Genomic DNA, 23,489 nt, shown 5'->3' with positions numbered 1-23,489 from the left:
ACGAGCGAACGGGGTACCGGATCGCTTCGCCGGTACCCCGTTCGGCACGTCTACAACCATCCCTCCCGGTGCGCCAGGCGGACCGCCTCCATCCGGTTGCGGGCACCCGTCTTGTGCAGGATCGCCGACAGGTGGTTGCGCACCGTGCCGTGGGCCAGGAAGAGCCGGCGGGCGATCTCCTTCAGCGGTACGCCCTCGGCCGCCTCCCGCAGCACCTCCCGCTCCCGCCGGGTGAGCGGGTTGACCGGTGGGCTGAGCACCGCGACGGCGGCGGACGGGTCGATCACCCGCTCCCCGGCGGCGGTGGTGCGGACGGCGCGGACCAGTTCCGGCAGCGCGACGTCCTTGCTGACCAGCCCGCGCGCCCCGGCCGCCAGGGCCGCCTCCACCAGCGGCGGACTCCACCGGTGGCTCATCGCCAGCACGGTCGTCCCCGGCGCCTCGGCGACCACCTTGGCCACCACCTCCGCCGACTCGGGCAGCTCCGGCTTCAGGTCCAGCACCAGCACGTCGGGACGTTCCCGGCGCAGCACCGCCCACAGGTCGCCGACGTCGGCGGCGTCGGCGATCACCTCGATGTCCTCCTCACTCGACAGCGCGGCGCACAGCGCGCTGCGCAGCAGTCCCATGTCCTCGGCCACGACGACGTGGATCACCACGGATCTCCGATCTCGGATACGCGGCACGCCGGCCCGGCCACGCCGGCTCGGGGCGGGCGGGGCGGGGTCGGTGTGCGCGGAACGGGCAGCGTCGGCCCGTGGTGGTCCCTGGTGGACGCCCACAGGCCCCGTACGGCCACGTCGGCGGTGCGGCACGGCACAGAGCCGGCGACCGCGGGACGGGCCCTGCCGAGACCTCAGCCGGGATGGGCGGCGACTCCCGGAGCCCGGCCGTGGGCCAAGGCGGGCGGGAGGGCGGTGCGGTGGTAACCGACCGCGCTCACGGTCGAGCGCGGGGCCTCGGCCGCTGCGGGCGTGGGCCCGGACCCGGTGCGCGGGTCGTCGGCGCGGTCGTCCGTGGGCGACGCAGGTCGGCTCGGGCCACCCGCCGACGTCGGCCCCGCCGCCGCCCGGACGGACCCGGACGACGAATCCGACGACGCACCGGCCGGGGCGGCCGGCCATGCGGCCAGGAACGTCCCGGTCGGGGCCTCGGCCGCGACGGCGGACCGCACGGGCGGGAACGCGGACGGCGCTTCACCACCGGGTACCACCGCCGGGGCGTCCACCGGGTCGACCGGCCCGCCCCCGGGTGTCGGCCCCGCGCGCGGCGGCGCCGACCCCGTCGGGTCGGCGGGATCGGACGGGACCAGGGGCAGCACCGGCAGCACCGGCGAGAGCAGGTTGCCCACCAGGCCCAGGATCGGGGCCACGAGATGCTGGTTGACCCCGGAGAGGGTCGAGGCGAGCAGGGCGCCGAGGGAACTCGTCAGGTCGCGGACGACCTCCGGCAGGCAGTGCGCGAGCCGCCCGTCGCCGCCCCGCCCCGGCTCCCCGGACGGCAGCGCGGGAAGCGAGCCGGCGGGCGGGACGGCGGGGTGCTGCGGTGCGGCGTCCGGCGCGGCCGGTCCGCCCGGCGTGACCGCCACCCCGCCGGACGACGTGCCCGGACCCCCCGGTCCACCGGAGACGGGGTCGACAGCGGGTCGGTCCGACGCCGGCGCGGGCTCGGACGGTGTGGCGGGCGCTGGCTTGGACGGCTCGGACGGTGTGGCGGGCTCGGACGGCTCGGACGGCTTGCTCGGCCCGGACGGCCTGTCCGGCTCGGGATCGGCCGGGGCGGGCTTCGCCGGGGCGGGATCGGCCGGGGCGGGGGTGGAGGCGTCCGGAGGCGACGGGGCCGGTCGGAGCACCCCGCGCAGCGGGCCGGTCGGGACGGGCCGCCCCCGGTCGGGCCGCGCGGGATCCCGCAGGGACGAGCCGGGACGCGGCCGGTCGGGCGACGCGAGGCGCGGTCGGCCGGCGTCGCCGGGCGCGAGGGCGGCGGCGAGCGGGTCGGCGTGACGGGGTGGCCCCGAGTCCTCACGTGCCGCCGCCGGGCCGGAGAACAGGACCGCCGTGACGACGCCCGCACCTACCGCCGCCAGCAGCAGCCCGGCCCGCCGCCACAGTCGGGCTGCCCCCGGGGCCGACGGGGCCCCGGCACGCCGCGACGCCACGGCAACCACGGCTGGGGCGGAGCGGACAGCGGGACAACGCACGCGGGCCGACCTCTCTGCTCGGAAGGCGTCGACACATGGTAGCCACGCCGTAACCCCGCTGCATCTTCGTCGCGCGTCCGGTTTCCGACTGATCGGGCGGGGCGGTCAGTGGGGCGGAAGGTGGTCGCGGAGTGCGGCGAACTGGGCGACGGTGAGGTACGACGGGTTGGCCGCCTGCGGCTGGCGGAGCACCTCCAGCCCGCCCAGCCGCGCGTCGGCGCGCAGCCGGTGCCGGGGCACCCGGTCCGCTTCGTCGAGGACGGTCAGATCCAGCGGCACGGACCATCCCCCGTCGCGGTCCACGACCGGCGGGGCGGCGACGCGTCCCACACCCCAGACCCCGTACGGCAGTCGGCCCCGGCTGCCACTGGCCCACAGCACCACCGGCTGGCCGGGTCGCATCAGGCGGGCCCGGTAACCGGGGCGTACGCACCAACTCTCGACGCGGGGGTCGCGCCGGAACCGGGCCGCGAGGTCGACCCGGTCGGCGTTGCCCTTGACCAGCCACGCGCCCAGGTCGTCGAGGCTCACCCGTCGCTCGTTCACCCCGGCATTGTGCCCGCGCCGCCGGACCTCCGGCGCGGATGTCGGCGAGGTGGCGGTATCCCCGCGCCCGGATGCCGCCATGTCGGCGAACCGGCGCGCGACCCCGCACGCGCGACCCGGCGCCGGCCCAGCGCCCCCGCGCGGCGCCCCGCCGGACGGGACGGAGGCGTCAGCCGTCGAGCCAGCGGTGGATGCAGTGCAGCAGGTCCTCGGCGTCCACCGGCTTGGTGACGTAGTCGCTGGCACCGGAGGTGATGCTCTTCTCCCGGTCGCCGCGCATCGCCTTGGCGGTGACCGCGATGATCGGCAGGTCCCCGTAGCGCGGCATGGCGCGGATCGCGGCGGTGGCGGCGTACCCGTCCATCTCGGGCATCATCACGTCCATCAGCACGAGGTCGATGTCGTCGTGGCGCATCAGCGTCTCGATGCCCTTGCGGCCGTTCTGCCGGGCCAGCAGCGCCGCCTTGTCCTCCAGTTCGGCGTTGGAGCGCTGGAGTTCCTCGGAGCGGGCCTGCAACTCCTCCGAGCGGGCCCGCAGCTCGGCGGCGAGCCGCTGGGACTCGGTGAGCAGCACGTCGGTGCGGGCGTTGGCGACGATGGTGTTGACGTTGACGCCGATGGTCTCCATCAACTGGTCGAGGAAGTTGCGGTGCGTCTCGGTGAACCGGCTCATGCTGGCCAGCTCGATCACCCCGAGCACCTGGTCCTCGAAGGGGATCGGCAGCACCACCAGGTGCCGAGGCGTCGCCGCGCCGAGGCTGGAGGAGACGGTGACGTAGTCGGCCGGCACGGCGTCGACCACGATGGCCCGCCGGCTCGCGGCGGCCTGCCCGACGAGGGAGTCGCCGAGGGTGAAGCGACGGCCGGAGGCGCGGTGACCGTACCCGCCGACCACCCGCAGGGTGGGCTCCCCGGCACCGTCCTCGACCAGCAGGAACGTGCCGAGCTGGGCGGAGACCAGCGGCGCCAGTTCGTCCATCACCAGCCCCGCGACGACCTCCAGGTCCCGGTGGCCCTGCATGAGGCCGGAGATCCGGGCCAGGTTGGTCTTGAGCCAGTCCTGTTCCTGGTTCATCCGGGTGGTCTCGCGCAGCGACTCCACCATGGAGTTGATGTTGTCCTTCAGCTCGGCCACCTCGCCGGAGGCGTCGACGGTGATCGAGCGGGTCAGGTCGCCGGTGGCCACCGCGCTGGTCACCTCGGCGATGGCGCGGACCTGCCGGGTGAGGTTGCCGGCAGCTCGTTGACGTTCTCGGTGAGCCTCTTCCAGGTGCCGGAGACGCCCTCGACCTCGGCCTGCCCGCCGAGCCGCCCCTCGCTGCCCACCTCGCGGGCCACCCGGGTCACCTCGGCCGCGAACGACGAGAGCTGGTCGACCATCGTGTTGATGGTCGTCTTCAGCTCCAGGATCTCGCCCCGGGCGTCCACGTCGATCTTGCGGGTCAGGTCGCCCTGGGCCACGGCCGTCGTCACCTGGGCGATGTTGCGGACCTGGCCGGTGAGGTTGTTGGCCATCGAGTTGACGTTGTCGGTGAGGTCCTTCCAGGTGCCGGCCACGTTGGGCACCCGGGCCTGCCCGCCGAGCCGCCCCTCCGTGCCCACCTCCCGGGCCACCCGGGTCACCTCGTCGGCGAACGCCGAGAGCTGGTCGACCATCGTGTTGATGGTCTCCTTCAGGGCCAGGATCTCGCCCCGGGCGTCGACCCGGATCTTCTGCGTCAGGTCGCCCTTGGCCACCGCCGTGGTGACCTCGGCGATGCTGCGCACCTGGGCGGTGAGGTTGTCGGCCATGACGTTCACCGACTCGGTGAGGTCCTTCCAGGTGCCGGAGACGCCCTTGACGTCGGCCTGCCCGCCGAGGCGGCCCTCGGTGCCGACCTCCCGGGCGACCCGGGTCACCTCGTCGGCGAACGACGACAGCTGGTCCACCATCGTGTTGATCGTGCTCTTGAGCTCCAGGATCTCGCCGTGCGCGGTGACGGTGATCTTCTGCGACAGGTCGCCGCGCGCGACCGCCGTGGCCACCTGCGCGATGCTGCGGACCTGGTCGGTGAGGTTGCCGGCCATCGAGTTGACGGAGTCCGTCAGGTCCCGCCAGGTGCCGGCGACGCCGCTGACCTGCGCCTGGCCGCCCAGACGGCCGTCGGTACCGACCTCCCGGGCGACCCGGGTCACCTCGTCGGCGAACGACGACAACTGGTCCACCATCGTGTTGATCGTGCTCTTCAGCTCCAGGATCTCGCCCCGGGCGTCCACGGTGATCTTCTGCGACAGGTCGCCCCGCGCCACCGCCGTGGTCACCTGCGCGATGTTGCGGACCTGGCTGGTCAGGTTGCCGGCCATGAAGTTCACCGAGTCGGTGAGGTCCCGCCAGGTGCCGGCCACTCCGGGCACCTCGGCCTGCCCGCCGAGGCGGCCCTCGCTGCCGACCTCCCGGGCCACCCGGGTCACCTCGTCGGCGAACGACGACAACTGGTCCACCATCGTGTTGATCGTGACCTTCAGCTCCAGGATCTCGCCGCGCACGTCCACGGTGATCTTCTGCGACAGGTCGCCCCGCGCCACCGCCGTCGCCACCTCGGCGATGTCGCGGACCTGGTCGGTGAGGGGTTGCCGGCCATCGCGTTGACGGAGTCCGTGAGGTCCTTCCAGGTGCCCGACACGCCGGGCACCTCGGCCTGCCCGCCGAGCTGACCCTCGGTGCCCACCTCGCGGGCCACCCGGGTCACCTCGGAGGTGAACAGCGACAGCTGGTCGACCATGCCGTTGAAGACGGTGGCGATCTCGCCGAGCAGGCCGTCGCCGTCCTCCGGCAGCCGGGTGCCGAAGTCGCCGTCGCGGACCGCGGTCAGGCCGGCCAGCAGCTGCCGCAGCCCGGGATCGGTCACCGGGCCGGGGGGCGTGTGGGGCGCCGCGCCTTCGTGCCGTGCCGCCGACCGCTCGACCATCGCAACCCCCCGCACCGCGACCCGCCTGACGGCCCGCCCGCCCGGCAGCGACACCAAACCCGCGCAAGTATGCCCGGAAGGTCACCCAAGCCGCATCGGGGGCGGCCGGCGGGTCGTCAGCGGCGGTCGGCCGCCGGGGCCGGCAGGCGGGCGCTGACCCAGGCGGTCGTGCCGCGTCCGTCGGCCCGGATCTCCAGGCCGTCGGTGAGCTGCTGGGCCAGCCACAGGCCACGGTGGCCGACCTCGTGGGGCGCGGGCAGAGCGACGTGTACGTCGCCGAGGCCGGGGCCGTCGTCGCTGATCTCGCAGGTCAGCAGGTCGCCGTCGCGCCGCAGCCGCAGCCGGCCGCTGCCCCCGCCGTGCCGGACGACGTTGGTCACCAGCTCGTGCACCGCCAGCACGAAGTCCTCCAGGGCGACGTCGGCCAGCCCGGCGGCGCCGGCCGCGGCGGTGACGGCGTGGCGCAGCGCCGTCACCCCGTCGGCCCGGATGGCCTCCGCCAACAGCGTCACCCCGGCATCCTCCCGGGACGCGCCGGCCCCCGCGCCGCCGCCGTCACCCCCACCGCTGCTCATGGCCGGACCGTACACGTCCCGCAGGTGACGTGGGCGGGCCCGGGCGGTTTGCCGCCGGTCAGGCCGCCGGGAGCCCGGCCAGCAGCCGGAGCTGCGCGGCGCGCGAGCGGGCGATGCGGTCGGCGAGATCGCGTACCTCGGGACCCACCGCCACCGGCAGGTGGGCCCGGGCCAGCGTGACGGCCGCCCGCTGGTGGGCCGTGAGCACCTCGACGAGTACGGCGTCGAACCGGCCCACGGGCGCGGCACGCAGCCGCGCCAGGTCGGGATCGGCGGTCGCCGCGGCGCCCTGGGTGCCTTGGACGTCGTGGTGGGCGTCGTGGTGCGGATGGTGGCCCGCCGGTGCGGTTGCGCCGCCGTCGGGGGCCGCGGCGAGCCAGCGCCGCATGGTGACCAGCTCGTCGGCCTCGGTCACGTCGACGGCGGCGACGAGGGTGCGCAGCTCGACGTCGGTGATCCGGCCGGTGGCCGCCGCGGCGACGACCCGGGTCCGGTCGTGGTGGGCCACCATAGCCCGGAGGAACGGCACGTCCGCCGGGGCGGGCGCGCAGCGCGCGCAGTCCCCGCCGGGCGTCGGCGCCGAGGCAGCCGGCGGGGCGGGCGGGGCGGGGACTGTCGGGCCGGGGTCCGCCGCGCAGCCGGTGGCGACCAGGAGCGCGGCGAGCGCCAGCGCCGCACGGCGGGCGCGGCCCGGGAGCCCGGGCCGCACCCGCCAGCGGGTCAGAGCCGGGTCCACAGGGCGGGCACGTTCGGCGGCTCCCAGCCGGGCAGGGCGGTGTGGGCCTGCACGCACCGGTACGTCGCGCCGCCGTAGGTGACCTGGTCGCCCACCCGGTACGCCTGACCGGCCGTCCAGGTGCCGCCCGGCGCGGGGGTGGGCGGGGCCGGGGTGGTCGGCGCGGGGGTGGCCGTCCTCGTCGGCGACGGCGTCGGGGTGGGCGTCGGGGTGGGCGTCGGGGTGCCGCCGGTGCCGACCTGGAGGTCCACGCAGGAGTAGAAGGCGTTGGCGGTGTCGGCGATGTTCCAGATCGCGAGCACCTTCTGCCGGCCCGACCAGCCGCCCAGGTTGACGGTGTGCGAGACGGTGGCGTCGGGCTGCCGCCCGCCCCCGTCGACGACGGCGACCCGGGTGCCGCCGATCCAGTATTCCCAGTTGCTGGTGGCGTGCCGGGCGGTGTTGGTCCAGGTGAACGTGACGGAGCTGCCGACCTGGGTGGCCGGCCAGCCCCGGGCGTCGTCGTCGAGGACGGCGAACTGGCCGATACCGGCGCTGCAACTGCGCAGCCCCTTCGGGCCTTCGACGCTCTGCGGCTCGTACCTGATCTGGCCGCAGTCGGGGACGCGGCCCTGGGCGCAGAGCGCCTGCCGGCTCGGCGGTCCGGACACGTAGCCGTGCGCCTGGGCGGGCACCGCGACGGCCAGGGAGGCGACGACGGCCCCCGCCGACGCCAGCGGGAGGACGACTCTTCGACGCATGTGACGCTCCTTCGTTTCGGGGCAGGCGTCGGCGCAGCACGCCGAGCTGGGCCGACACGCCCGCCGGAGGCATACGATGAACATAAATTAAACTTTCTTAACAGTAAACCCCGCCCCCACCCTGACCCCCACCCCCTCACACCCCTCCCCCACCCCGGTGATCAAGAGGTTTGCGTCATCGTGGAGATCAACTCTGACGCTTTTCTCTTGATCACGGGCGCGAGCGCGAGCGGGGGTGGGGTGGGGGTGGAACGGGGTGGGGGTGGAACGGGGTGGGGGTGGAACGGGGTGGGGCATTGGTCGGGTGTGCCGCTCGGGCAATTCATTCGGCTGCCGCCGTGGGGACAGATAGTCGGTTCCGCTCGGACAACACGCCATTGATGGCTGTTGACCAACTTTGCGCCCAACCGAAGGCGAAAAGGCTGCCTATCCACTAGGGAATTGGAATTGCGGGGTCGGCATTCCGACCGCCACGCAATGCCGCCGGGAAGCCCTTACCGAGGGTGATCATCGCGAGGGCGCAGCGGAGGAGGCCCGCCCAGCTCAACGACGCACCAGCGGCCGACTGCGGCACGGTCGACGACCGGCGGTCACCGGACCCCTCCTCGACGACCGGACGGAACCCGCCGGGAACCGAAGACACGGGTTGACGGGCCGCACCCCCGAGGCAATCATGACTGTCACTGGGCGGCGATTGACGCGATTCCGGATCGACGAATTCTCCCACGTCAGTGGGGCTATTCGGTCTGTCCGCACGACGCGCGCCGGCCACCGTTCCGCAGGTCGGAGAAAAGCCGGCGGAACACCCGTCAGGAACGAGCGAGGAGTCCGCCGGTGAACGGGAACGACGAAGCTCCCGCGCCGCCCCGGCCACTGCCGGCGGCGCGCCCTGATCGGCCGGAGGACCGCCTCGCCCTGCACGGCGGCGCACCCGTCCGGCACACCCCCTGGCCCACGTACGACAAGGGTGCCGTCTTCGTCCACCCCGAGGACGAGGAGGCCGCCTGCCGGGCCGTGCGCAGCCACCTCTACTTCCGCTACGACCACCGCCCGCAGCACGAGACCGAGTGCGGCCGGTTCGAGGACGAGCTGTGCCGCTTCTTCGGCACCCGGCACGCGCTAGCGGTGTCCAGCGGCACCGCCGCGCTCGCCCTGGCCATCATGGCGGCCCGGGTGCCCCCGGGTTCCCTGGTCGCCTGCCCCGGGTTCACGTTCGTCGCCACGCCGAGCGCGATCGTCATGGCCGGTTGTCAGCCGTTCCTCGTCGAGGTGGACGAGGACCTGCGGATGGACCTCGACGACCTGCGCCGCCGCTGGCATCCGGGGATCCGGGCGATCCTCGTGGTGCACATGCGCGGTTTCGCCGCCGACGCCGAGGCCCTCGCCGCGTTCGCCGCCGAGATGGGCGTGCCGCTGATCGAGGACGCGGTGCCCGCGCTCGGCGCGGAGCTGCGGGGCCGCAAGCTCGGCACGTTCGGGGCGGCCGGCGCGTTCAGCACCCAGTCGGACAAGGCGCTCAACTGCGGCGAGGGCGGCTTCCTGGTCACCGACGACACCGAGCTGTTCGCCCGCGCGGTGGCGCTGTCCGGGGCGTACGAGGGGCGGCTGCGGCGGCACTTCCCCGACGCCGAGCCGCCGTTGACCGGCCTCGACCTGCCCCTGCTCAGCCTGCGCATGGACGAGATCCGGGCGGCGCTGCTGCGCGCCGAGATGGCCCGGCTGCCGCAGCGGTTGGGGCTGTTCCACCGCAACTACGACCGGGTCGCCGCCGCGCTGGCCGACGTGCCGGGCATCGCGATCCGCCGGCCGGTCGCCCCCGGGGCGTACCTCGGAGAGGCGTTCGTGTTCCGGGTGCCCGGCGGCGACGCCGGCTGGTTCGCCCGCGCGCTGTGCCGGGAGGGCATCGACGCGCGCAACATCGGCGCCGACGACGACCTCAACGTCCGCGCGTTCTGGAACTGGCGGTTCGCGTACGACACCGACGACGTGGACGCGATCCGGGCGCTGCTGCCGCGCACTGCCGGCTACCTGCGCGAGGCCGTCGACGTGCCGCTGTCGTCGAACCTGACCCCCGAGGACTGCGACGACCTGGTGCGGGCGGTGCGCAAGGTGGCTGCCGCGCGGGACGCGGCACCTGCCGGGCCGCCGTCGACCGGGCCGGCCGGCCCCGTGGTCGCGCCGGCCGGGGCGGCGGAGCCGGTGGGCCGATGACGGACAACCCCGCCCGCGCCGTGCCGCGCCCCGCCCTGGTCGGCATCTTCGGCGGGCTGTTCGCCGGCTACCTGGGCCTCACCGCCGTGATCCCGGTGCTGCCGGCGTTCCTGCGCGACCGGCACGCCGCCGGGGACCTGGTCGTCGGGCTGGTCGTCACGGTCACCGCCGGGACGGCGCTGCTCGTGCGGCCCGTCGCCGGCGCGCTCGCCGACCGGTACGGCCACCGCACGGTGATGCTCACCGGCGCGCTCGTCGCGGCCCTCGGCGGGCTGCTCTACTTCCTGCCGCTCGCGGTGCCGGCGTTGGTGGCGGTGCGGCTGCTGCTCGGCGCGGGCGAGGCCGCCCTGTTCACCGCCGGGGCGGTGTGGACGGTGGCGCTCGCCCCGCACCACCGCCGGGGCCAGCTCATCGGCCTGTACGGGGTGAGCATGTGGGGCGGCATCTCCGCCGGCACCTTCCTCGGCGCGACCCTGCAACAGGTCTCCTTCACCGCCGTCTGGGCGCTCGCCGCCGCCGCTCCCCTGCTGGCCGCCGCCCTGATCGCCCTGGTCCCGGTGCCGCACGGTGAGCCCGGGACCGCAGCGCCCCAGGAGCCCGGGACCGCCGCGCAACGAGAGCCCGGGACCGCCGCGCAACGGAAATCCGGGGGCGGCGGTGGGCTGTTGCTGCGCCCGGCGCTGCTGCCCGGCACGGCGCTCGCCCTCGGCGCCGCCGGGTACGCCGGTCTGGCCGCGTTCGTCGTGCTGCACCTGGACGCGCGCGGCATCGGCTCCGGCGTGCTGGTGCTGAGCTGCTTCAGCGCCGTGTACGCCGGCACCCGCCTGGTCATCGGCCACCTGCCCGACAAGCTGGGCCCCCGCCGGGTGGCGGCCTGGTCGGCGGCCGGCGAGGCGGTCGGCCTGACGATCGTCGCGCTCGCGCCGAACCTGCCCGTCGCCGTGGCCGGCGGCGTGGTCACCGGCGTCGGCTTCTCGCTGCTGCACCCGTCGCTGGCGCTGATGGTGATGAACCGGGCCGACCCGACGCGGCAGGGGGCGGCGATCGGGGCGTACACCTCGTTCTGGGATCTGGGGCTCGCGGTGTGGGGGCCGGTGACGGGCCTGGTGGCCGCGACCCTCGACTACCCGGCCGTGTTCGGCGTCGGTGCGGCCTGCGCCGTCGCGGCGGCGGCCATGGCGGCGTGGATCGGCCGCCCGACGGGCGGCCACGGCGGCACCGGTAGGCCCGGGAAGCCCGGGAGCGAACGGACGGAGGCCCGCGCGGCATGAGCGACCTGACGGTCCTGTGCGTCACCGGCTGGTGCCGCAACGGCAGCACCATCATCGGCAACGTCCTCAACGAGGTGCCCGGCTTCTTCCACGTCGGCGAGCTGCACTTCCTGTGGAAGAACTCGACCGGCCGGGGCGTCAACGGGCTGTGCGGCTGCGGCCGGGAGCTGACCGCCTGCGACATCTGGTCGCGGGTGCTGCCCGTCGGGCGGCCCGCCGGCCGGTCGGCCGACGCGCACGCCGCACAGGTGATCGCCCGCCAGCGTTCCCGGGTGCGCACCCGGCACACCTGGCGGGTGCTGCGCCGGGGCCTGCACGACGGCGAGATCCGCGCCCACGCCGAGCTGATGGGCCGGGTCTACCGGGCGGTCGCCGAGCGCACCGGCGCGCACACCATCGTGGACACCACGAAGATCCCCGGGGAGGCGGCGCTGCTGGCGCACCTGCCCGGGATCACCCCCTACTACGTGCACCTGGTGCGCGACCCGCGCGCCGTGGCGCACTCCTGGCGGGAGCCGAAGCAGTACGTCTACGCGATGTCGGCGGCGCGCAGCACCGCGTACTGGCACGGGTTCAACCTGGCGTCGGCGGCGATCACCCGGCGGCACCCGCAGCGGTCGACGCTGCTGCGCTACGAGTCGTTCACCGCCGACCCGGCCGGGACGATCGACGCGCTGCTGCGGCTGTGCGGGGCCGACCCGGCCGGCAACCCGGTGCGCGGGCGCACCGTCGAGCTGGGCACCAACCACACGGTGACCGGCAACCCCGACCGGTTCCGCAGCGGCCCGACCGTGATCCGCGACAGCGACGAGGCGTGGCGGCGCACCCTGTCGGCCGCCGACCGGCTGGCCGCCACCGCCCTGGCCCAGCCCCTGTTCACCCGCTACGGCTACCGGTCGGCCGGGGCGGGCCGGCTGTCACCGACCGACGGAAGGTAGGAGACGTGGATCTGGGGCTCACCGGACGGGTGGCGCTGGTCGCGGGCGGGTCCAGCGGCATCGGGCTGGCCTGCGCGAAGGAGTTCGCCGCCGAGGGCGCGCACGTGGCGATCTGCGGGCGGGACCCCGACCGGCTCGCCGCCGCCGAGCGGGAGCTGGCCGGGGTGGCGAAGGGCCGGGTCAGCGCCACCGCCGTGGACGTCACCGACACCGACGCGGCCCGCCGCTGGGTCGACCGGGTGGCCGCCGACCTCGGCGCGGCGCACGTGCTGCTGGTCAGCGGCGGCAGCCCGCCGATCGGCCCGGCCACCCTGTTCGAGACGGCCGACTACCGGGCCGCCGTCGACCGGGTGCTGCTGCCGGCCGTCGGGCTGGCCCTCGCGGCGCTGCCGCACCTGCGCGCCGCCGGCTGGGGGCGGCTGCTCTTCGTCGCCTCGGAGACCGCCGCCGTGCCGATCGCCCCGCTGCTGCTGTCCGGAGTGACCCGGGCCGCGCTGGTCCGCTTCGCCCAGGGCCTCGCCGTGGACGTGGGTCGCGACGGGATCACCGTCAACGTGCTCGCCCCCGGCTCGGTGCGCACCCCGCCGATGGAGCGGGCCGCCGCCCGGCTCGCCGGCGACGACGGCGACGTCGAGCAGCAGCTCGCCGCCATGGGCCACCACAGCGCGCTGGGCCGGCTGGCCCGCCCCGAGGAGGTCGCGGCGGTGGCCGCGTTCCTGGCCGGCGAGCGGGCCTCGTTCGTCACCGCCGGGGTGCACCTGGTCGACGGCGGCGCGAGCGCCACCGGACCGGACCTGCCGCACCTCACCGGCGTCCGGAAAGACACCTACGCCTGAGATCCCCATCCCGGCGGCGGCCTCGCCGGCCGGCGGCACAGCACGAAGGAGTGCGCGATGTCCACGACCAGCCCCACGTTCACCGAGCGGGACGTCTCCGAGTTCTTCGACCAGACCACCCAGACGTACCTCAGCTTCTGGGACAGCGAGGGCGTGCTGCACACCGGCTACTTCGCCGACGACGCCGACACCGACTACCACGCCGCCGCCGACCGCACCTCGGACCTGCTGGCCGCAGAGGCCGGCATCGACGCCGGGTCGACGGTGCTCGACGTCGGCTGCGGCTGCGGCAACTTCCTGCTGCGGCTCGCCGGGCAGACCGGCTGCCGGGGCGAGGGCCTGGACCTGAGCATCGAGCGGGTCCGGTTCGCCCAGGCCAAGCTCGCCGAGCGGGGCGTCGCAGGTGTCACCTTCCGGCACGGCTCGGCCACCGCGATGCCGTACGAGGCGGCGACCTTCAGCCACGTGGTCAGCCAGGACGCGTTGTTCCTGGTGCCGGACAAGCCGCGCAGCCACGCCGAGATGCACCGGGTCCTCGCCCCCGGCGGGATCCTCGCGGTCACCGACTTCCTCCAGCCCACCACCGACATCGGCGAGGCCGCCCGCCGGCACGTCTACGACCGGGTGCGGTGGAGCGGCGGCTACTCCCTCGACGGGTACGCCGAGGCCCTGACCGCCGCCGGCTTCGAGGTGCTGACCGCCCGCAGCCTCGACACCCACATCCGGCAGACGTACCGGGTGCTCGGCGAGACGGCCCGGCGGCGGGCCGCCGCGACCGACGACCCGGCCGCCCGGGAGTGGATCCTCGGCTTCGCCGCGTCCTGCGGCGAGATCCAGGCCGCCATCGACCGGGGCGAGTTCGGCTGGGGCATGTTCGTCGCCCGCAAGCCCGCCGCGCAGTGACGACCCGACCCCGACCGGAAGGTGTGCGCCCGATGCAACGAACCGACGTCATCAAACGAACCATCGCCGAGGTCGTCGAGGACCGCCGCAAGCAGCTCTCGCCGGGGCAGGTCTTCGTCGACGCCTTCGCCGAGGGCGGCTTCGACACCCGCGTCGACTACGACGTCACCATCACCGACTCCCTGACCAGCTCCCGGCGCAAGCCGCGCTACCCGTCGCGCAACATGCTCAAGGTGGTGGACCTGTCCCGCGACCCGCAGGAGTTCTACTGGCACGAGAGCCCCGCCCGCCCCGGCGACCCGGCCGTGGACGGCGCGGACCTGCGGCGGGAGGCCGCCAACCATTTCCACCGGTCCCCCATCCCGCCGCTTTTCACCACGAAGGCGTGGGTGCAGGTGCCCGACGGGCTCTGGGACGACCCGACCAGCTTCGCCGAGTTCATCAACTACCGCCTGGTGGTGCGGCTCGCCACCGCCGAGAACGTCACCATCCTGCGCGGCGAGGGCGGCCTGCTGACCATGCCGGACATCGCCCGGCTCACCGACCCGGGCCCGTTCGGCTCCACCATCCTGTCGGCCTGCAACGAGGTGGAGCAGAACGGCAGCACCGCCGACGGCCTGATCATCAACCCGGCCGACTACTACCGGCTGCTCGGCTCCGGCACCCTGATGCGCAACGTCGAGGAGAACGGCGTGTTCATCGTCCGGACCCGGCTGGTCGACCCGGGCACGGCGATCGTCGGCGACTTCGGCCACGGCGCGCTGCTGTTCGACGCCGGCCGGTCGATGATCTCCTTCGCCGAGCCGCCGCCGGGCACGTTCGCCGAGCCCGGGGTGGCGCTGACCGCCGAGATCTACGAGCGGGTGGTGCTCAACCTGCCCACCTGCTTCTTCGTGGTCAGCCTCTAGGCCGCCGCGATGTCGACGCCGCCCGCGCCGCGCCCACCCGGCGACGACCCCGACGTGCTGGTCGTCGGCGCGGGCGTCGTCGGCCTGTTCTGCGCCTGGTTCCTGGCCCGCGCCGGGCACCGGGTCACCGTCGTCGACCGGGGCGAGATAGGAGACCCGGCGGCCTGCTCGTCGGGGAACACCGGCTTCGTCGGCACCCAGGGCGCCGCGCCCCTGGCCGAGCCGGGCGTGCCCGCGAAAGGGCTGCGCTACCTGCTCGACCCGGAGAGCCCGTTCCACGTCCGGCCCCGCCCCGACCCGGCCCTGCTGGCCTGGCTGTGGCACTTCCGCCGCCGCTGCACCGCGTCTCACGCGCGGGCCGCGTTCGACGTGCTGCTCACCCTCAAGCAGCGCAGCCTCGCCATCCTGCGCGAGGTGTGCGCGACCGGCCCGCTCGCCGGCACCCTCACCGCCCAGGGGATGCTGCTGGCCTGCCGGACCCCGGAGGGCTTCGCGGCGGCCCGCGCCTCCGTGCCGGCGGCCGTCGCCCGGGGCGTGCCGCTGCGGGTGCTCGACCCCGGCGAGCTGGCCGCCCTCGAACCGGGCGTCGCGTTCGACGTGGCCGGGGCCCTGCTCAACGCCGAGGGGGCCGCGCTGCGCATCCCCGCGTTCCTGGTCGCGTTCGCCGACGCGCTGCGGGCCGCGGGCGTCGACATCCGCACCCACACCGAGGTACGAGACTTCGAGGTGTCCGGCGACCGGGTGCGGGCCGTGCGCACCAGCGGCGGCGACCTGCGCCCCGCCGAGGTGGTGCTCGCCGCCGGGGTCTGGTCGGTGGCCTGCGCCCGCCGGCTCGGCGTCGACCTGATGCTCCAGCCCGCCAAGGGGTACGCGGTGACCGTCGCCGCCGGCGCGCACCCGCCCCGGCTGCCGATCCTGCTCAGCGAGGGGAAGGTGGCCGTCATGCCGCTGGGCGACCGGCTGCGGCTGGCCGGCACCCTGGAGCTGGTGGGGATGGACACGAGCGTCTCACCGCGCCGGATCGACGGCATCGTGCGCACCGTCGCGGCGTACCTGCCGGGGCTGGACACCGACCGGCGGGTGGCGGTGTGGAGCGGGCTGCGCCCCTGCACCCCGGACAGCCTGCCGCTGATCGGCCGGCCCGGGGCGTACCGCAACGTGGTCGTCGCCGCCGGCCACGGGCACATCGGGATGGGCCTGGCCCCGGCGGGCGGCCGGCTCGTCGCCCAGCTCGTCGGCGGCGAGCGCCCGGAGCTGGACCTCGCGCCGTTCGCCGTGGACCGGTGGCGGCGTCGCCCGTTCGCCCGGAGGAACCGATGATGCCGTCGCGGCGCAACCGACTCGCGGAGGAACCGATGACCGACGCCCCGATCGGCGTGCTCTGCCTGGACACCTCGTTCGAGAAGATCCCCGGGCACATCCGCAACCCGGCCACCTTCGACTTCCCCGTCGTCTACCGGGTGGTCGAGGGGGCCACGCCGCAGCGACTCGTGCGGGAGGCCGACCCGACGCTGCTGGAGCCGTTCGTGGCGGCGGCCCGGGACCTGGAAGCCGCCGGGGTCGCCGGGATCACCGGGGCGTGCGGGTTCCTGGTGCTGTTCCAGGCCGAACTGGCCGCCGCCGTGTCGGTGCCGCTGTGGTCGTCGAGCCTGCTGCAGCTTCCGCTGGTGCACCGGATGGTCGACCGGCCGGTCGGGCTGCTCGTCGCCGACGAGGCCGCGCTCACCCCGCGCCACCTCGCCGCGATCGGCGCGGAACACGTGCCGGTGCGGGTGACGGGCATGGCCGGGCAGCCGGAGTTCACCGAGGTGATGCTGGAGGGCCGCCGCGACGCCCTCGACGCCGACCGGCTCGAACGGGAGGTGCTCGACCGCGTCGACCGGCTCGCCGAGGCGCACCCCGAGCTGGGGGCGCTGGTGGTCGAGTGCACCGACCTGGTGCCGTTCGCGCACGCCGTCCAGGCCCGGTTGGGCCTGCCGGTGTTCGACATCGTCACGCTCACCACCATGCTGCACGCGACGCTGACCCGCCGCCCGTACCCCCGCAAGGGCTGACGGCACGGGCGGCGGCGGGCGTCAGGCGCGGCGGGCGTACGGGGCGATCGGGTTGGCCAGGGTGCCGGCGAACTGGAGCGCCGCCGACGGGTCGGACAGGTCCACCATCTGCTGGTTGTCGCGCAACTGGAGCCGGTTGAGGCAGGAGTGCGCGAACTCCGGCGCGAACAGGTCGTGGCGGGCCAGCCGGTCGGCCAGGTGCGGCACCCGGGCGGCGTAGTCGGCCGCGCAGTCGGCGACCGTGCGCCAGAACTCCTCCTCGCTGAGCAGCCCCGCGTCGAGGTAGCGGCGCAGCCACACCGGCGCGGGCAGCCCCGACTCGGCGACCAGGGCGGCGGCGAACGACCCGCCGGCCGAGTCGACGTGCAGCAGCGACGCCATGGTGGCCAGCCGCCGCCCCGGCTCCAGGCCCGGCACGGGGCTCTCCCGCCACAGCGCCGCCAGCATCTTGCGGTACGGGGAGTACCGGTCGGTCGCCGCCTCGAAGCGGCGGTTGCGGTACCCGATCGCGGCCCGCTCCCGCAGGATCGTCAGGCCGGTCGAGGCGAGCACCTCGTCGCGGTCGATCAGGTCGGCGAGCCAGTCGTTGATCGCCGGGGTGGCCTCCATGTACGCCGCCGACAGCCCCCGCACGAAGCCCATGTTCAGCACGGACAGGGCCGTCTTGACGTAGTGCCGCTGCGGGTGGGTGACGTTGAAGAACGTCCGCACGGACTGCTGGGCGAGGTGCTCCTCCGGGCCGGGGCCGAGGCAGACCAGCCGCTGCTCGGCCACGTCGGCGGCGAACGTGACGGCGAGCCGGTTCCACCACTGCCACGGGTGCACGGGCAGGTAGAGGTAGTCGGCCGGGTCGAGGCCGAGGCCGGTGAGCGTGGCGGCGAACCCGGCGAAGGTGTCGTCGCCCAGCTCGGCCCGGTACAGGGCGTCCGCGCCGGTGTCGGCGGTGCAGGTGAAGGTGTCGTTCACCGTCGTCATCGGCCCGAGCGCGTGCGCCGCCCGCCGCGTACCGGCCGCCTCGGCGTCACCACCCATAATCGATGCGTGACTGCTGAAGGCGCACGCTTCTCGCTCGCCGTCGCCCGTGCACTGGAAACCGCCGACTTCTCCATCCGACACGTCGCACCGGGGAACCACCGCAAGCTCTACAACCTCGTCCGCGTCACGATGTCCACCATCGCGCCGGTCGACAGCTTCTACCTGGCCTTCCTCCGCGACGAACACATGCTGGTGATCCCGTACCTCTACGACGGGCACGAACGCGAACACGCCGGTTTCCAGACCTACGGCCCGAACGGCCTCACCGCCTGGATCAAGAAGAACGCGCGCACCTACCGGTACGGGTCCGACGGGGGCCGCCTGCTCCACCGGGGCCACACCTTCGGCGACCACGAGCGCCTGTCGCGCGACGCGGTCGTCGTCCCGCTGCTGGAGTCCTCGCCCGACGGCCAGCGGGTCGCCGGGCTCGCGTCGATGCTGACCTACCAGCCCGACGCGTACGGCGACGAGGCCGTCCGGGCGTTCGAGTGGCTCGCTCGCCGCACGATGCGGGCCCTCGCCCGGGAGCGGGAGGACGCGCACGAGCTGGCCGGGCTCGCCAGCGGGGCGAGCCGCACCGTGCTGACCCACGGCTCCGTTCCGGGCGTCGTCGAGATGGTCAGCCACGCGTTGAACGCCATGACGGTACGGATCACCGCAGCGCTGCACCGCCCCGACGACGACGCCGCCGTTCGCGCCTTGCGCGAGGTGCTCGAACAGTGCGAGCAGCTACAGACCGACATCGCCGAGCTCCTGCTGGCGCCCACGACCGAGGGGGGCGACCTGCTGGCGACGCTCACGCCCCGCGAGCGCGAGATCGCCGGGCTCGTCGCCGACGGCCTCACCAACGAACAGATCGCCGCCCGCCTGGTCATCTCCGAGAAGACGACCAAGACGCACGTGACCCGCATCCTCAGGAAGTTCGGCGTCCGCCAACGATCGGCCGTCGCCGCCAAGCTGAGACCCTTCTGACGTACGACTTTGTCGTACCTGCCCGACCGGCGCAGATACGCAGCGGGCCAATGGCGTCGGCCGTGCCGTCCTCCGACGATGGGAGGAGTCGTCCCAGCCCGGCCGTCGCCCACGGTGGGCGCAGAGAGGAATCAGCATGAGAACAGTCACCGGGAGCCGGAAAGCGCCGCGCCGGATCGCCGCCGTGCTCGTGACCGCCACGGCGCTGCTGCTGTCCGCCGCGACAGCCGCCCACGCCGGCAGCGCCAGCGGCGGCAGCAACTACTACGACGGCAAGAACCCGGCGACCACCAAGGATTCGTCCGGCGTCTACTGCAACGTCAACGCGTCGCAGATCGCCACCCGGCCGATCACCGACCGCTCCACCGGCCAGCAGGTCGCCACCCTCCAGATCTTCTACTCCTGGTCCTGCCAGTCGAACTGGATTCGCGTGACCGGCAACCCGTACGGCGGCAACACGACCAAGAACATCTTCTCGTCGCTCGGGGGCTGGAACAGCGAGTCGGACTCCGGTTACGGATCGAGCTACTCGATGATGGTCTACGCGCCGGGCACGACGCAGATCAACGGCGAGGTGACCCTCTGGTCCCCCGGAATCAACGAATACAACTGGAAGGCGAGGGGCACCTTCGCCCTGTAACCCTCCCCCCACCGCGACCCCCCTCCCCCGTGATCAAGAGGTTTGCGTCACCGCGAGGCCGATCCTGACGCAAACCTCTTGATCACCGCGTGCCGGGGGCCCGTGCCGGGAGGCGCGGCGGGGGTCGGGGGCGGGGTGGGTCAGGTGGGGAGGGCGCGTTGGATCTGGGAGATCAGGACGCCGCAGGCGTAGCGGTCGGCCGCGCCCACCATGCCGAGGATGGTCGCCGGATGCGGGCCGTTGTCCGTCTCCGCCGGGTCGTAGTGCATGAACACGACGAGCTCCCCGCGGTCGATGAACGGGGCGAGGACCGGCTCGACGTCGAGGCCCGGCGCGAGCGTGAAGAAGGTGGTCATGGCGCACGGGTGCTGACCCAGCAGGGAGCTGCGGTGCAGCACCGACGTGGTGGCCGCGCTGACCCGGAAGTTCGGGTCGATGACCCGTAGCTCGCCGTTTCGGCCGACCCCGGCGTCGAACGAGCAGTACCCCCGGTACCCGAGGGCGCTGGCCTTTCGGACCCCTGCCGTCAGCGCTTCGACCAGCTCCGCCGGCGGTTGGTCGTCGTCGAGCACGCAACCGACCCACGTCGAGGTGGGCTGCGGCAGGTGTACGGAAGAACCGAAATACTCGACCGAACCGCTCTCCGTCACGCCGAACTGGAGACCCCAGACCGTCTGGAAGGGAACCTCCTCCTCGACGATCCACTGGTCGCTCACCTGCTCCAGCTGGTGGAACAACGACCGGTTGAGCCGGTCCTGCAGCCTCCGGGTGAAGATCGCGATCCCGCTGTACACCTCGGTGCCGGCCGGCTTGAGCACCGCCGGCCGGCGGTCGGCCCGCACGATCTGCCGTACCTCGGCGGGGGTGGCCACCTGCCGGCGCGGCAGGTAGTCCGGCGCGATCAGGGACTCCAGGACCGTCTTGTTATTGAGGCGGGCCAGCAGGTCCGGGGCGACCCGGGCCGGCGCGGCCCGCAGCTGCGGGTCCTGCGGGGGAAACTGGAACTCCAGCAGCTCGCCCCGCCCGGCGGCCTCCCGGGCGAGCCGCACCGCCTGCTCGCCGGAGCGATACTCACGCAGGTCGCTGGGCGTCTTGAGGCCGCACCGGCTGAGCAGGCGCAGCGACTTGTCGGCGCTGGCCCCGCTGCTGCAGATGACCGCCGACTGGTGCGGCAGGGTCAGGTGGAGGCCGGTGACCATGTCCAGCCCGTTGTGCAGGCCCGCGCCCGCGCTGGTCAGATAGCGGCTGCCGGCGGTCTCCACCGGGCTGGGCGGCCGGGCCAGGACCACCCCGTCGTGCGCGAACACCTGTACTTGGATAGGCCCATCCATTGGATCTCCTGACATGCCGGCCCCGCACAGGGGGCCTCGGGGTGTGGCGAGAAGCCCGGTACGCCCCGGCCGCGAGCTGCGGAGCACGTGGCGGGTGAGGCAATGGCGTACCGGTCCTGGTGAGGCCGCTCGGCCGCGAGAGTCGGGCGTGCCGCGTGCACCGGCCGGACGGATCCGGGCTGGGCCGGTCAGCTAGCGGCTGGCTTGTGGTCAGCGCTGCGCCGGCGCGGTGCACACCAGCAGCCGATGTGTGATCAACCAGTCACCGACTGCGTCATGATCGACATCATGATCGGTGAAGCATAGTCAGCGCCCTGCCGGCGCGCGGATGGGCCGGACAGCCGAGTCGGACCGGCCCATTTCGCCACCGCCGCGCTAGGGGTCCACCCCACCCGAATTCTAGGGGTGTACGCCGCTTGGCCAGGCTCCGTAGCGTCTGGCCCCGTCGGGTCGTCGTTCCCCCGCACCGCACCGGACCGGGAACGGATGTGGGCGATCGTGGGCCCGTCCGCGACCGGAACATGGCGAGGGCGGGTCGTTCGGCGGTGGCCCGGCACCCTGCGGTACGTCCACCCGCGACACGTCCCCGCCACGGCATGTCGTGCTGCGGTACGTCCGCCCCACGGCACCACGGCCGACCGGCCGCCTCGGCCCACGCCTCTCCCGGTCGTCCCCATTCACTCGGAGGTTGGGCTCATGCCTGTTGGGTTCGCTGATGGCGCGGTGGACGCCGGGGGTCTGGACCTGGTGGGTGATCTGCGGCGGGTGGTGGTGTGGCCGGCGCGGGCGGGTTCGGTGTCGGGGGTGGTGTCGTGGCCGGCGGGTGTGGCGGGTTCGGGTGTGGTGGTGGCGGGGTTGGTGGGTGTTTTGGCGCGGTATACGGGTCAGTCGGAGGTGGTGCTCGGGCTGGCCGGTGGTGGTGTGGTGCGGGTGGATGTGGCGGGTGACCCGGGGTTCGGTGAGTTGACGGGTCGGGTCGAGGTTGCGTTGGCGGCTCCGTCGCCGGCGGCGGATGGTCCGGTTGGTCCGGTGGTGGTGCACGTGGCCGATGGGCCGGTGGGCGAGGTGGGCCCGGATGTGGTGGACGCGGGGCTGGTGGTGTGGGTGGCCGGTGATGGGTCGGGGTTGCGGGTGGACTTTGCGGTGGAGGAGTTTTCGGCGGGGTGGGTGCGGGGGTTTGTGGATGCGGTGGTGACGCTGGTGTCGGCGGGCGTCGCCGGGGCGGGGGTGGCGTTGTCGGGGCTCACGTTGGTGTCGGTGGTGGAGCGGGAGCGGTTGTTGGGGTGGGGTCGGGGTCCGGTGCGGGTGGTGCCGACCACGCCGATCCATGACCTGGTGGTGGGGTGGGCGGAGCGGTCGCCGGAGGCGGTGGCGGGCGTGGCGGGTGGTGTGGTGTTGACGTATGGGGAGTTGGAGCGCAGGTCGGGGTTGGTGGCGGGGTTTCTGCGGTCGGTGGGTGTGGGTTCCGGTGATGTGGTGTCGTTGGCGTTGGATCGGAGTTTGTGGACGTTGGTGGCGGCGTTGGGGGTGTTGCGGGCGGGTGCGGCGTATACGCCGATGGATGTGGCGTGGCCGGCGGAGCGGATGCGGGTGTTGTTGGCGGATCATGGTGCGCGGGTGGTGTTGACCGTGGGTGAGGTCGCGTCTCGGGTGCCGTGCCCGGGTGGGGTGCGGGTGGTCGCGTTGGACGACGAGTGGCCGCAGATCGAGGCGTCCGATCCGGTGGACCTGCCGACGGTCGCGGTGGATGGGCCGGCGTTCGTGATCTACACGTCGGGGTCGACGGGCACACCGAAGGGTGTGGTGTTGACGCACGAGAAACTGACGAACTTCCTGACGTGGATGGCCGACGAATGCGCCATCGACCCCGACAGCAGAATGCTGCACTCGGCCGCACCGGTCTTCGACGCCGCGTTCGGGGAGGTCTTCGCCACGCTCATCTCCGGTGGACGCGTCGTCGTCTGCTCCCGCGACGACCTGCTCGACGTACGACGGCTCACCGGGCTCATCGAGCGGCACGGCGTCACCCACACCTTCGGGCCCGCGACGAACGTCGCCCCGCTCGACCCGACGGCCTGCCCCAGCCTGCGCTGCGTCGTCCTCGGCGGCGAGGCCGCACCGCCGCAACTCGTCCAGCGCTGGCTGGCGGCGGGCGCACGGGTCCTGAACGCGTACGGGCCGGCGGAGGCGTCCGTGGCGTGCACCTGGTACGACGCCTCCACCGGCTGGGGCGGACCCTACGTACCCATCGGCTGGCCCATGCCCAACCGACAGATCCACATCGTCGACACCAACCTCAACCTCGTCCCCGCCGGCATGCCCGGCGAAATCCTCATCACCGGCCACGGCATCGCCGACGGCTACCTCAACCGCCCCGAACTCACCACCCAACGATTCGTCACCGACCCCCACACCGGCGGCACCGCCTACCGCACCGGAGACCTCGCCCGCTGGAACACCACCGGCGCCCTCGAAATCCTCGGCCGCATCGACCACCAGATCAAAATCAACGGCATCCGCATCGAACTCGGCGAAATCGAAACCACCCTCGAACAACACCCCGACGTCACCACCGCCATCGTCACCCGCCGCGACGACAACAACACCCCCCGCCTCATCGCCTACGTCACCGGACGCGACGGACG

At 73.9% G+C, this 23,489-nt stretch carries 18 protein-coding genes and 3 pseudogenes; 11 read left to right on the top strand and 10 right to left on the bottom strand.

The features are described 5' to 3' along the window. Positions 1-50: 50 nt before the first annotated feature. The 8 genes and pseudogenes from GA0070558_RS08800 to GA0070558_RS08770 all read right to left on the bottom strand — a co-directional run bounded on the left by GA0070558_RS08800 (position 51) and on the right by GA0070558_RS08770 (position 7,745). Positions 51-656, bottom strand: a complete 606-nt coding sequence (locus GA0070558_RS08800; protein ID WP_256091826.1) for a response regulator transcription factor — start codon at positions 654-656, stop codon at positions 51-53. 200 nt (positions 657-856) lie between these two features. Continuing rightward, a complete protein-coding gene (locus GA0070558_RS32765) occupies positions 857-1,588 on the bottom strand; it encodes a hypothetical protein (RefSeq protein ID WP_141722180.1) in 732 nt (243 codons plus the stop codon). Positions 1,589-2,305: 717 nt separating this feature from the next. Continuing rightward, the gene (locus tag GA0070558_RS08790; RefSeq protein ID WP_077937734.1) at positions 2,306-2,746 is read right to left on the bottom strand and encodes an EVE domain-containing protein; all 441 of its coding nucleotides are present in this window, start codon (positions 2,744-2,746) and stop codon (positions 2,306-2,308) included. 169 nt (positions 2,747-2,915) lie between these two features. Further along, positions 2,916-3,137: pseudogene (locus tag GA0070558_RS33820) on the bottom strand (response regulator); the annotation flags it as partial. A gap of 57 nt (positions 3,138-3,194) precedes the next feature. Next, positions 3,195-5,595: pseudogene (locus GA0070558_RS08785) on the bottom strand (HAMP domain-containing protein); the annotation flags it as partial. A 215-nt stretch (positions 5,596-5,810) separates the two neighbouring features. Beyond that, positions 5,811-6,269, bottom strand: a complete 459-nt coding sequence (locus tag GA0070558_RS08780) for an ATP-binding protein (protein ID WP_091277565.1) — start codon at positions 6,267-6,269, stop codon at positions 5,811-5,813. A gap of 58 nt (positions 6,270-6,327) precedes the next feature. Beyond that, the gene (locus tag GA0070558_RS08775) at positions 6,328-7,005 is read right to left on the bottom strand and encodes a DUF305 domain-containing protein (RefSeq protein ID WP_091277563.1); all 678 of its coding nucleotides are present in this window, start codon (positions 7,003-7,005) and stop codon (positions 6,328-6,330) included. Next, positions 6,990-7,745, bottom strand: coding sequence for a lytic polysaccharide monooxygenase (locus GA0070558_RS08770; RefSeq protein WP_091277562.1), 756 nt, complete (start codon positions 7,743-7,745; stop codon positions 6,990-6,992). The genes GA0070558_RS08775 and GA0070558_RS08770 overlap by 16 nt, the downstream gene beginning before the upstream one ends. An 834-nt stretch (positions 7,746-8,579) precedes the next feature. Between GA0070558_RS08770 and GA0070558_RS08765 the strand changes: the two genes are divergently transcribed. Genes GA0070558_RS08765 through GA0070558_RS08730 form a run of 8 tightly spaced genes read left to right on the top strand, consistent with a single transcriptional unit; the run spans position 8,580 to position 16,866 of the window. After that, positions 8,580-9,956, top strand: coding sequence for a DegT/DnrJ/EryC1/StrS family aminotransferase (locus tag GA0070558_RS08765; RefSeq protein ID WP_091277561.1), 1,377 nt, complete (start codon positions 8,580-8,582; stop codon positions 9,954-9,956). Next, positions 9,953-11,227, top strand: a complete 1,275-nt coding sequence (locus tag GA0070558_RS08760) for an MFS transporter (protein WP_256091825.1) — start codon at positions 9,953-9,955, stop codon at positions 11,225-11,227. The genes GA0070558_RS08765 and GA0070558_RS08760 overlap by 4 nt, the downstream gene beginning before the upstream one ends. Further along, complete coding sequence (locus tag GA0070558_RS08755) at positions 11,224-12,165, top strand: sulfotransferase (protein WP_091277560.1); 942 nt, start codon at positions 11,224-11,226, stop codon at positions 12,163-12,165. The genes GA0070558_RS08760 and GA0070558_RS08755 overlap by 4 nt, the downstream gene beginning before the upstream one ends. A gap of 5 nt (positions 12,166-12,170) precedes the next feature. Beyond that, a complete protein-coding gene (locus GA0070558_RS08750) occupies positions 12,171-13,001 on the top strand; it encodes an SDR family NAD(P)-dependent oxidoreductase (protein WP_091277558.1) in 831 nt (276 codons plus the stop codon). 57 nt (positions 13,002-13,058) lie between these two features. Then, positions 13,059-13,904: a methyltransferase domain-containing protein gene (locus GA0070558_RS08745; RefSeq protein WP_091277556.1), complete on the top strand. Its 846-nt coding sequence runs from the start codon at positions 13,059-13,061 to the stop codon at positions 13,902-13,904. Positions 13,905-13,936: 32 nt separating this feature from the next. Beyond that, on the top strand, positions 13,937-14,812 hold the full coding sequence (locus GA0070558_RS08740; RefSeq protein WP_091277554.1) for a family 3 encapsulin nanocompartment shell protein: 876 nt from the start codon (positions 13,937-13,939) through the stop codon (positions 14,810-14,812). 9 nt (positions 14,813-14,821) lie between these two features. Next, positions 14,822-16,132 (top strand): NAD(P)/FAD-dependent oxidoreductase, encoded by a 1,311-nt coding sequence (locus GA0070558_RS08735; protein ID WP_091277552.1) that lies wholly within the window; start codon positions 14,822-14,824, stop codon positions 16,130-16,132. Between the two features lie 35 nt (positions 16,133-16,167). Continuing rightward, positions 16,168-16,866: an aspartate/glutamate racemase family protein gene (locus tag GA0070558_RS08730; RefSeq protein ID WP_091277805.1), complete on the top strand. Its 699-nt coding sequence runs from the start codon at positions 16,168-16,170 to the stop codon at positions 16,864-16,866. A gap of 21 nt (positions 16,867-16,887) precedes the next feature. Here the strand turns inward: GA0070558_RS08730 and GA0070558_RS08725 are convergent. Next, a pseudogene (locus GA0070558_RS08725) lies at positions 16,888-17,829 on the bottom strand (IucA/IucC family protein); the annotation flags it as partial. A gap of 78 nt (positions 17,830-17,907) precedes the next feature. Here GA0070558_RS08725 and GA0070558_RS34175 point away from each other — a divergent pair. Next, positions 17,908-18,873: a helix-turn-helix transcriptional regulator gene (locus tag GA0070558_RS34175; protein ID WP_256091824.1), complete on the top strand. Its 966-nt coding sequence runs from the start codon at positions 17,908-17,910 to the stop codon at positions 18,871-18,873. Between the two features lie 136 nt (positions 18,874-19,009). Beyond that, positions 19,010-19,513: a DUF2690 domain-containing protein gene (locus GA0070558_RS08715; RefSeq protein ID WP_091277550.1), complete on the top strand. Its 504-nt coding sequence runs from the start codon at positions 19,010-19,012 to the stop codon at positions 19,511-19,513. A 140-nt stretch (positions 19,514-19,653) separates the two neighbouring features. Here the strand turns inward: GA0070558_RS08715 and GA0070558_RS08710 are convergent, their stop codons facing one another. Then, positions 19,654-20,820, bottom strand: a complete 1,167-nt coding sequence (locus tag GA0070558_RS08710) for an ATP-grasp domain-containing protein (protein WP_256091823.1) — start codon at positions 20,818-20,820, stop codon at positions 19,654-19,656. Between the two features lie 720 nt (positions 20,821-21,540). On the opposite strand from GA0070558_RS08710, the gene GA0070558_RS08705 reads away from it, so the two are divergent. After that, positions 21,541-23,489: non-ribosomal peptide synthetase (locus GA0070558_RS08705; RefSeq protein ID WP_141722179.1), on the top strand; the 1,949-nt coding region annotated here is incomplete at its 3' end.

This window comes from Micromonospora haikouensis, assembly GCF_900091595.1.
GTDB classification, from domain to species: Bacteria; Actinomycetota; Actinomycetes; order Mycobacteriales; family Micromonosporaceae; genus Micromonospora; species Micromonospora haikouensis.
Note: the sequence above shows the minus strand (reverse complement) of the source record. Positions and strands in the feature narration are given on the sequence as shown.